Annotated in this window: 10 protein-coding genes; 4 read left to right on the top strand and 6 right to left on the bottom strand. The window is 50.5% G+C overall.

All coding sequences use genetic code 11. From position 1 onward, the window contains the following. Window positions 1-141 precede the first annotated feature (141 nt). The 3 genes from M6F29_RS10585 (at window position 142) to M6F29_RS10575 (ending at window position 2,053) form a co-directional block, all read left to right on the top strand. On the top strand, window positions 142-420 hold the full coding sequence (locus M6F29_RS10585) for a type II toxin-antitoxin system RelB/DinJ family antitoxin (protein WP_298159570.1): 279 nt from the start codon (window positions 142-144) through the stop codon (window positions 418-420). Further along, window positions 392-721: a type II toxin-antitoxin system YafQ family toxin gene (locus M6F29_RS10580; RefSeq protein WP_298159567.1), complete on the top strand. Its 330-nt coding sequence runs from the start codon at window positions 392-394 to the stop codon at window positions 719-721. Before M6F29_RS10585 ends, M6F29_RS10580 begins: the two co-directional genes overlap by 29 nt. 330 nt (window positions 722-1,051) lie before the next feature. Next, the gene (locus tag M6F29_RS10575; protein ID WP_298159565.1) at window positions 1,052-2,053 is read left to right on the top strand and encodes a replication initiation protein; all 1,002 of its coding nucleotides are present in this window, start codon (window positions 1,052-1,054) and stop codon (window positions 2,051-2,053) included. A gap of 208 nt (window positions 2,054-2,261) precedes the next feature. Here the strand turns inward: M6F29_RS10575 and M6F29_RS10570 are convergent, their stop codons facing one another. Further along, window positions 2,262-2,504 (bottom strand): hypothetical protein, encoded by a 243-nt coding sequence (locus M6F29_RS10570; protein WP_298159562.1) that lies wholly within the window; start codon window positions 2,502-2,504, stop codon window positions 2,262-2,264. A gap of 1,821 nt (window positions 2,505-4,325) precedes the next feature. On the opposite strand from M6F29_RS10570, the gene M6F29_RS10565 reads away from it, so the two are divergent. Then, on the top strand, window positions 4,326-5,078 hold the full coding sequence (locus M6F29_RS10565; protein WP_298159559.1) for a hypothetical protein: 753 nt from the start codon (window positions 4,326-4,328) through the stop codon (window positions 5,076-5,078). A gap of 48 nt (window positions 5,079-5,126) precedes the next feature. Here M6F29_RS10565 and M6F29_RS10560 read toward each other — a convergent pair whose 3' ends face one another. The 5 genes from M6F29_RS10560 to M6F29_RS10540 form a co-directional block, all read right to left on the bottom strand. Then, window positions 5,127-5,387 carry a hypothetical protein gene (locus M6F29_RS10560; protein ID WP_298159556.1) on the bottom strand — a complete coding sequence of 87 codons (261 nt, stop codon included), beginning with the start codon at window positions 5,385-5,387 and terminating at the stop codon, window positions 5,127-5,129. 377 nt (window positions 5,388-5,764) lie between these two features. Then, window positions 5,765-6,595: a YaaW family protein gene (locus tag M6F29_RS10555; protein ID WP_298159554.1), complete on the bottom strand. Its 831-nt coding sequence runs from the start codon at window positions 6,593-6,595 to the stop codon at window positions 5,765-5,767. 3 nt (window positions 6,596-6,598) lie between these two features. Further along, window positions 6,599-7,243, bottom strand: coding sequence for a helix-turn-helix domain-containing protein (locus tag M6F29_RS10550; protein WP_298159551.1), 645 nt, complete (start codon window positions 7,241-7,243; stop codon window positions 6,599-6,601). A gap of 117 nt (window positions 7,244-7,360) precedes the next feature. Further along, the gene (locus M6F29_RS10545) at window positions 7,361-7,642 is read right to left on the bottom strand and encodes a hypothetical protein (RefSeq protein WP_298159548.1); all 282 of its coding nucleotides are present in this window, start codon (window positions 7,640-7,642) and stop codon (window positions 7,361-7,363) included. 69 nt (window positions 7,643-7,711) lie between these two features. After that, on the bottom strand, window positions 7,712-7,834 hold the full coding sequence (locus M6F29_RS10540; RefSeq protein ID WP_298159545.1) for a hypothetical protein: 123 nt from the start codon (window positions 7,832-7,834) through the stop codon (window positions 7,712-7,714). Window positions 7,835-7,975 lie beyond the last annotated feature (141 nt).

Here is a 7,975-nt window from a genome sequence, read left to right as displayed (position 1 = left end):
ACCGTCATCGAAATGCATCGACCTAAAAACCGTATTTATGGAAAAATCAAAAACGCAGACTTCACACCAAAAGACCGGTTATCATTTTCACTGGGTGAGATACAATAGATCTCAACTTACAGGAAGCAGGAAGGGGGTGTTATGGCGACTACTACGATGGTCCATGTTCGAGTGAACGAGCAAGTTAAGGCGCAGGCTACAGAAACCCTGGCAGCGATGGGCCTTTCTGTTTCGGATGCCGTGCGTGTATTTCTGATGCGCGTTGTCGCTGATAAGCAACTGCCATTTATGCTCAAAGTGCCGAATGCCGAAACGCGTACAGCGATGATGGAGGCCGACGAGATTTCTCGCGCACGCCGCGCCCGTTTTGCGACCGCTACTGAATTGTTCGATGACCTCGAAAAAAACAGCAGCAAGTAAGCGTGCCTTGCTGCCGCGTGCAGCAGACTACGCCAAGTCCTTCCTCAAGGATTGGGAGCGTCTGTCCCGATCAGGTCGGTACGACATGAACCGGCTCAAGGTAGCGATGCTCCTGTTGATTGCAAATGATGGCCCACTTGGTCCTGAATGGCTCGATCACCCGTTAGGGGGCGACTGGGATGGGCACAGGGAATGTCACATTGGGGGTGACTTTCTGCTGACCTACAAGTTAGATAACAGCGGTAAATTTGCCTTGGTTGTCTTTGTGCGCGCTGGTACGCATGCCGAACTTTTTGGGTAAACTGCGTTAACGCCGTGACAGTCACATAAACTAACGAAGTTTTCCAATCTTGGGCTGTACGGTCTTTTGCCGTGGTAGGTTTCTTCGGGGAACGAGAACCCGTCAATCCCGCCGTGCCACTTTTCTTTTCCGGCCAGATCGTTTTGGTAATCATAAAGCACACAAGCCCGCATAGCGGGCTTGTGTCGATGGATACATCTCTTTAATTTTTTTGCAAAAAGATTGCAAAAAATAATGGAATCAGTCACCATCGTTCTGATTCCACTTTGCTGTTGAGGATTCGCAGTCCACGACAGCATTGGCCCCACCAACTAGACTTGGCAGGACACGATGAAATTTTACCATACAAGTTCGTGCGAAACTCAAAATGAACAATTGCTTCTTGATCTTTTTGGGCACAAAGACCGACTACCTCATCGCCCGTATTGCACTGATGACCTATCGGTTGGGTTGCGAATCCGCAGTATCCAGCAAGCCTTAACGAAGCCATACATCCAGATCAACCCACCGCACTCGAGAGTTTGGGCGATTTTCGACGTTGATCGGCCAAGCGGAGGTCTCGCCTGGGAAGACGCGAATTTGCCGTCGCCGAACTTTTCGACCGTCAATCGCGAGAATGGACATGCGCACCTTGTGTGGGGTTTATCGGCTCCGGTGCTTATGGAGGGGCATGGTGTCCACGAGAAGCCCGTGCGGTATTTGGCTGGCATCGAGGGCCTCATGCGGGAGAAACTGCAGGCTGACCCTGGCTATGCTGGCCTTATCACAAAGAATCCGGTGCATCCGCTCTGGAGGACCTACAAAGGCCCCCCTGGGTTTTATGATCTTGGCTATCTTGCCGAGTGGTTGCCTGACCTGGAGAAGTTTGTTCCAAAGCGTGGCAAGGTGCTTGAATACGGACTTGGGCGCAATTGCACGTTGTTCGATTTTCTTCGCGCTTACGCATACCGTGCCATTCGTGGGTTTTGGGATAAGGGCAGCGAACGTTGGCTTGAAGCCTTAAATTATCGTGCGTTGGAGCGCAACGCAGAATTTCGGATACCGCTACACGCCAGCGAAGTTAAACACATCGTTCGCAGCGTTCACAAGTATACCTGGTCGAAGTTCACGCCGGAGCGCTACTCAGCCTGGCAGGCCAAGCAGGGAGCAAAAGGCGGAAGTAAGGCCACGAACCAGGCTGAGGCAGGAAAGGCTTCAGGGGAGGCAAGACTACGGGCCAGCGCAGATAATCGCGCCACGGCCCGCCTGATGCGGGCTAGGGGTATGAGTTTGCGGGCAATCGCCACCGAGTTGGGCATTTCGAAGTCCACCATCCACGATTGGCTATTGTGACAAGTGTCCGGTGAACGAGCCATATCAGATAACAGCGGGTTTCATCGTTGCTTTGGCCGTAAACCGTGGGGTAGAGGGGATGGAAGACTCCGGAAAGTGTCTTTTCCGCATGGGGGGCCAGCCAAAGAATGGCCGGCGAGTATCTCTGGCGATTGAAAAGGCGTAACAAGGAAAGTGCTCAAGTGCTGTCAACGCGTATCTGTGACAGTCACACAAACCCGCGAAGTTTCCCCAGTCGCTCCCAGGCCCCTTTTTGAAGTGGAGACCCTTTCTTGAAACGAGAGCCTGACAACAACACCGTGAGGCATTGCGCTTCGGTCCAGGTTTCACTGTCAGATTCAAATATGGCAGTCATGTCCCGTGCTCGCTGATCGCGCTTGCGTTCGGCAGCAGACCGGTTCCTGCCGGTAGCAGGTCTACCAGGTTTCTTTCCTTGATCCGGTTGTAGCATGGCTTCTCCCATAATTTTGTGACAGTCACGCTATTATATTCCGTGACTGTCACTATAAACAAGGGAGATCCTGGATTTTGTTGTTGGCGCCATTCCCCCCACTTTTCTTCTTTCCGGCCAGGTCTTGTTGGTTTTTTGTATGTCAGAGGCGCTACGAGCGCGCTGATGACGTTTTTTTGTGCCTGGATAGGGTTGTGTATGTTTTTGATGTTTCGTTGTCTCCTGTGGCTTCTGATGGGTTTTTGTGGAATCCAAAAGGGGGCGTTCAACCAGGCGCTGTATTGCCTAATGCTGTGACAGTCACGATATTTACGGGCGGGCGGTAGCATTTATGGCCATCCCTCCCTTTTTTCCGGCAGCGTTGTCTGATCCGGACAGAAAAAACCGCCCACCCTAAAAAGGGTGAGCGGTGCAGCCAGTTTAATGACATAGCCCGGTCGTTTGTGGCCCCAAGTCACAGCAGAGCTGTGTGGCCTGACCATGTGTTTGGTCGATAGAGCCGTTTTTAGCGAACGGCATGACACTCAGTGTCTAAAAGAAACGCGTACTCGCATCCTGCAGGTCCGGGACACAACTCCCATGCTGCGTGGAGCGTCTCAATGGTTAAAACTTCAACACCCTGCCAAAGCAGGCGCCCTTGTCCTCGTTGTCGCGGTGATCTGCCTCCAACTGTGCCAGCCCAACTCCCACAGTGCCACCTGTGGGCGTGCTTCCAGTCGCCAAACTGGTTGCACGGATCACGGGGTTGCCAAACCCCGTCTTTGTCACATACATCCAACACGCCGCATCCCTGCGGTAAAATCACTTTTTGTCCGGTTTGGGCTTTCGGTACTCACAAGAACCTTAACCTCGGTTCAGCCCTTGTTTTCAACACCTAATCGAATTGGTCATTACTGGCCGAATTCTCGCCACAATCTCCCACGCCTCCCAATACTGCAACGATTGCCAGTCGTTTTTGGGGTCGGCGCTTCCCGTGTTAGATACTCCCTACTTAGCAAACGCGCCGCCATGCTCCATGTTGTGCCATCGCATACGCTTACCCAGATTTTCTGGTTTCAGCCCCGCGAGATTCCAAAGCCGGTGACTTACCCGACACAACGTATCCACATTACCGATTAGCCAGTTGACTACCTGACCAACGGCTCATTTGCCTGCACATTGCGGTTTTCCAGCACCGCTTTTAGACGACATAAGCTATCCAATGACCCCCGCTATTTGCGTAGGTGCCGAGCGCTCAAGGTTCTTTCCCCGCGCCCCTGGGTCCTTACAGACCAGCCATACCCTTGCGGGTTGATGACATGCCACGTTGATTCGTGGCCCTCAACAGTATTCGTCTGCGCCAGCGTCATGCCCAAGTTCCCTTGCGGGTCTGGCCAACGACATGCCGCCGGGGTATTGACGACAGCCGATCTTGCGCTGTCTCCCCATTCGTTTGTATCGCCAAGGACAAGCCATTTCCTGCCTGCCTGGGTTTCCACGTCGCCCAATTTCAAAGCCACGTTACGTTGTGGTGAAACGGGGAATGAGTCGATGTGGGGGAAATACACCCCCACGCGCTCGTCGTAGCGTGGCGAGCTTGACTAAAAGCACCACGCTTCACCGGACTGCGCAAGGTTGGCATACCTTGCGTATGGGGCAACACCGCCCCGGTGATTGAGTGTCGTTGGCTTGGCGGCCACGACACGGTGATGCGGATGTATCGTGGCTTGGCTGAGCCTGTGACGGGTTGATGATACCCTGGTTGTTGTGGCTTGTCTAAAATATGTGGAATCTCTTTATACCGTGCCACATTTAACGGTTTTATAGTATTATTGCTGCATCATGACCAATAAACCCCAAAACCAGACCACCCCCAAACCTGGCCAGAACCGCACCAGCGCGTACCGTGGGAAAGCCGCCACCAACCCTTACATTTTTACCAAGAAGACGGTATGGATGCAGCGGGTGGGAGATGGGGTGCGAGCCGGAGCCGAACTATACATTCAGGGTTCGACCAGGTTGGAGAAGGTGGCGTTTCTGGTGGCCAAGTTTGCGGCCAGGTACAAGGTGAACCTGTCGCGTCGTACCGATCTACAGGCACGCAAGTCAGGGGAGACGGTGACACGGTGGCTGGGCTACCTGGATGACAAGGCCGGGATGGTGAACTGGGTGCTGCTGTGCTGGCCAGGTGAAGATCTGGACCGGTCAGAGTTGTGGCGCCCTGTTCACGAACAACGCATCCGGCATTCGGGGTACGAGTTGGTGCGAATCACCAAGCCCGGAGCCAAAGCCCCGGTTTTGACCTGGCGCTACGAAAAGCCACAGTTTGAGAAAATCCATGACCAGATCGTGCAGGTTATCCGGCTGAAACAGGATGCGATACTCGACCAGATCATTCACTCACTGCACCGGAGCCCGGGGTTTGGCGGGGTCCGTCAGCAAGTGAAGAAGCTATGGGACATTACGAGAAAAGAGTGGAAGCGGACCCGTGGAGCCGATGAGCCGGCGCCTGAAATTCCGAAGAACATCGGTTATGTCAGGCGCCTGCCGGATGTGGGAGCGTTGTGGTCGGAGTTGGTCAAAAAGACACCTTGAGGGGGGGGTTTGGCGGGGCACTCCGCTAGGCGGCAATTAGGTTGCACTTCATAAGGATGGTGGTGCATCATCACATAAACAATAGGATTCTGTATCATTGGACTTAATCAAATTAAGTCCATTTTTTTCGCCTTTCTGAGTCAGAACGTAAACAAGTCCACAACCCAATGCAAAGATACCAAACCAAAACTTATTGTTGTCTCTATTCATTTCTTTTAAGGTTTCTGCTTGGTCAGGATTATTGACATCTTTAATGGTTTTAAAGGCCGTCTCTTGAGATTTGTTTGCCGCATTAAAAATATTATACATTTTAGTGCCTCATAATTATTAAGATTTAAATATTCAATCAATGGCTAATTTTAGTTGTAATCTGGAAAATTACTGCAAACCCATTCATAAATTTTCTTTATCAATTGTCGCTGTTCACTTATCACCAAAAAACGTTCTGTACAACAGTGCGTTAATTGTCGTACCAGTGATGAGAGTCAGAAGTAATGTGATACCGATGTTGTCTGAATTGAATGTGTTCATGAAGAGAAGGAAACTCGCGAAGTACACTGTGCCAGCGACACTCAGGACAATCATGATCATCGCGTAAGCAAAGGCCAGGGAAATGACAAGGATCCCCAGAACAAGTACAGAGATTAGAATAAAGAACATGGCGAGTTTCCTTTTTATGTTGTCGATCAGGTGTTTTGCAGGAGAGGGGCTGCGATGGGTGCGCCGCAGGTGCTACAAAACTTCGCATTAGGATCTTTCTGTGGATGGCCTTGTGGGCATATTTTGAAGTTTTTTATGGCGATGGTTTGTCGCAAATAGGCGATTTGAATGACGCATGGAACGGTCACACGATAGGCAGGCCCAGCGAGGTCAGCTGCAAGCCACAAGGCCGTCACCGCCCATCCGACTGGTCCAACCAGTACACCAAGCCCTTGCATCAAGCCTGCATTAGCGCCAAAGGCGAGTCCACGACCAATAATTTGCTTTGCAAGAGCGTTGGCAACACTGGCAACAAGTTGAAATGTCGCAAAACCACCAAGTTCAGCGGCTGCCAACACGGCGGCAAGCGTAACTGGTCCTTTAGCGGGAATGTGCATAAATTCGGTCATTTCTTTGCGATCTTCGGGACTCATCTTGTCCCATGCTTTCTCAATAATCTTGGCGATGATGGCGTTTTCCATGTCCTCGCAACTGGCGGTGCTCGTTACCTTGGCTCCGACCTTAGATGCCACATCGCGGACGATTTCGTCATATGAAACACCTTTTCCGGAGCGAATCAGATTGACCAAACTATTGCCACCGAAGGATTGAATTTCTTTGATGATGAGTTTATTTTTCTCATCGTCAAAAAATCTTTCAGATAGTTTCGCTGCAACCAGTTTGTTTTCAGATTCTTTGCTCAGAGATAGGCGGCCTTCGCCCGAATCAGTGATGTAGTCGATCAACGGAATCTTTTCCTTGGCCTCACATTGCCGAAGAATGTTCAGTAGTGCCAAATCTTCTTTGTCGTTGCGCATAATTTAGCCCTCGATCTGTTGTTTGGTGGATTGGTAGGAAATAGAAGGGGCTCTGTAGCCGAAGACAGAGGCCAGAACAAGCACAATAAGTTTCTGTTCCGGTTCCAAGGCATTCATGTCGGCCATTGCTGAAAACTTGTACATTTCCAAGATCTGTTGTGATCTTTCTGCGTTATTAAGAAACTCGCGGCCAAGGGCTAGGGCCGCTTCGGCAACCTCTTTAGGATTGGGTGCCGGATCGCTCATTACTTTTTCTGCCTTTTTTATATAGAGTTTCTGTTTCTCATCGGGAGCTTGAGTAAGTTGTATGATCCGGTCGACCCCTGCGAGCAAGAGTTTCCAGTCTTTTGTTGACATCAGAAGCAAGGCTGGAGATATGTTCAACCCTGCTGCGAGTTGGCAGATCGACTCGAGCGTTGGATTTGTCGTTTCTCCATTAAGAATTTTGGCGAGCGTCGGCAATTTGATCCCGGAACTTTCAACCAACTGGGCTTGGGTCAACTTGGTTACCGGTGGGTCGTCACTTAGTCCTCGATCAATCGCCTCGGCACCACCAGCTACTGATAAGTACCTTCGGATATTGCTGATAAGCGTTTGAAGCGTATCGCCAGTGAGTTCAAAGGTATCTGATTTCGTTGTTGCGTTCATTTTTTGGTTCCTGTTTTAAAGTCTTCGACGGCTGCTACCATTTCGATGATGGCTGTTACCATTGGGATAATGATGGCGACAATAAGTTTGAGGTGATTTGTTGTCATGTTGATCTCCTTAGTGAGTATTCAGGCCCGCATACCGATGACCACAAGTGATGATGCCCCCGGAGTCAGTGGATTCCACGATATAAGCGTCAAAGTATTCGTGCATACGGCGGAAGGCATGTGTGCCGATATACTTTTCTACAGCGCGGCGCGCAGCCTTGTCCAGGTAGCGAATTACCCCGCCGTGGTGATCGTAGGCGCGTTTACCAAAGCGTTGCAAAAGTTCTATCATTAACTTCGGGATGCCGCGCTGTTGTGTGCGTTTTTTGGCATGGGTGGTCAGGTAGTTCATGGAAGCCTCCTTATTTCTTTATACGGTGTATACATAGTATAAGGTTTATAAACCTTATGCAAGAGATATTTAAAAATATTTTTCAAAAAAGGGAAGCCGTGCTGCGATGCGCTGCAGAATTTCGTCTGGACGGGTGATTCCCGAGCCGCTGGGCTGTGTACGCTTCTTGGTATAGTGGGTCAGGTGGTTCATGGGAGCCTCTTTTATTTATTTTGCGGTACATGCTTATTATAAGGTTTATATACCTTATTTCAAGAGGATTTTTGAAAAAATTCGCGGAAAGACGAAACCGTGTTGCCTGTGCCAATACAAGGCCTCAGGCGATTGAGGGTT

It is taken from the genome of Ferrovum sp., assembly GCF_027317285.1.
Taxonomy (GTDB): Bacteria; Pseudomonadota; Gammaproteobacteria; order Burkholderiales; family Ferrovaceae; genus Ferrovum.
Note: the sequence above shows the minus strand (reverse complement) of the source record. Positions and strands in the feature narration are given on the sequence as shown.

Bases quoted from the DNA above. Each gene is read 5' to 3' on its own strand.
- M6F29_RS10585 (WP_298159570.1), top strand. From the start codon at position 142: ATGGCGACTACTACGATGGTCCATGTTCGAGTGAACGAGCAAGTTAAG.
- M6F29_RS10580 (WP_298159567.1), top strand. From the start codon at position 392: ATGACCTCGAAAAAAACAGCAGCAAGTAAGCGTGCCTTGCTGCCGCGT.
- M6F29_RS10575 (WP_298159565.1), top strand. From the start codon at position 1,052: ATGAAATTTTACCATACAAGTTCGTGCGAAACTCAAAATGAACAATTG.
- M6F29_RS10570 (WP_298159562.1), bottom strand. From the start codon at position 2,504: ATGCTACAACCGGATCAAGGAAAGAAACCTGGTAGACCTGCTACCGGC.
- M6F29_RS10565 (WP_298159559.1), top strand. From the start codon at position 4,326: ATGACCAATAAACCCCAAAACCAGACCACCCCCAAACCTGGCCAGAAC.
- M6F29_RS10560 (WP_298159556.1), bottom strand. From the start codon at position 5,387: ATGTATAATATTTTTAATGCGGCAAACAAATCTCAAGAGACGGCCTTT.
- M6F29_RS10555 (WP_298159554.1), bottom strand. From the start codon at position 6,595: ATGCGCAACGACAAAGAAGATTTGGCACTACTGAACATTCTTCGGCAA.
- M6F29_RS10550 (WP_298159551.1), bottom strand. From the start codon at position 7,243: ATGAACGCAACAACGAAATCAGATACCTTTGAACTCACTGGCGATACG.
- M6F29_RS10545 (WP_298159548.1), bottom strand. From the start codon at position 7,642: ATGAACTACCTGACCACCCATGCCAAAAAACGCACACAACAGCGCGGC.
- M6F29_RS10540 (WP_298159545.1), bottom strand. From the start codon at position 7,834: ATGAACCACCTGACCCACTATACCAAGAAGCGTACACAGCCCAGCGGC.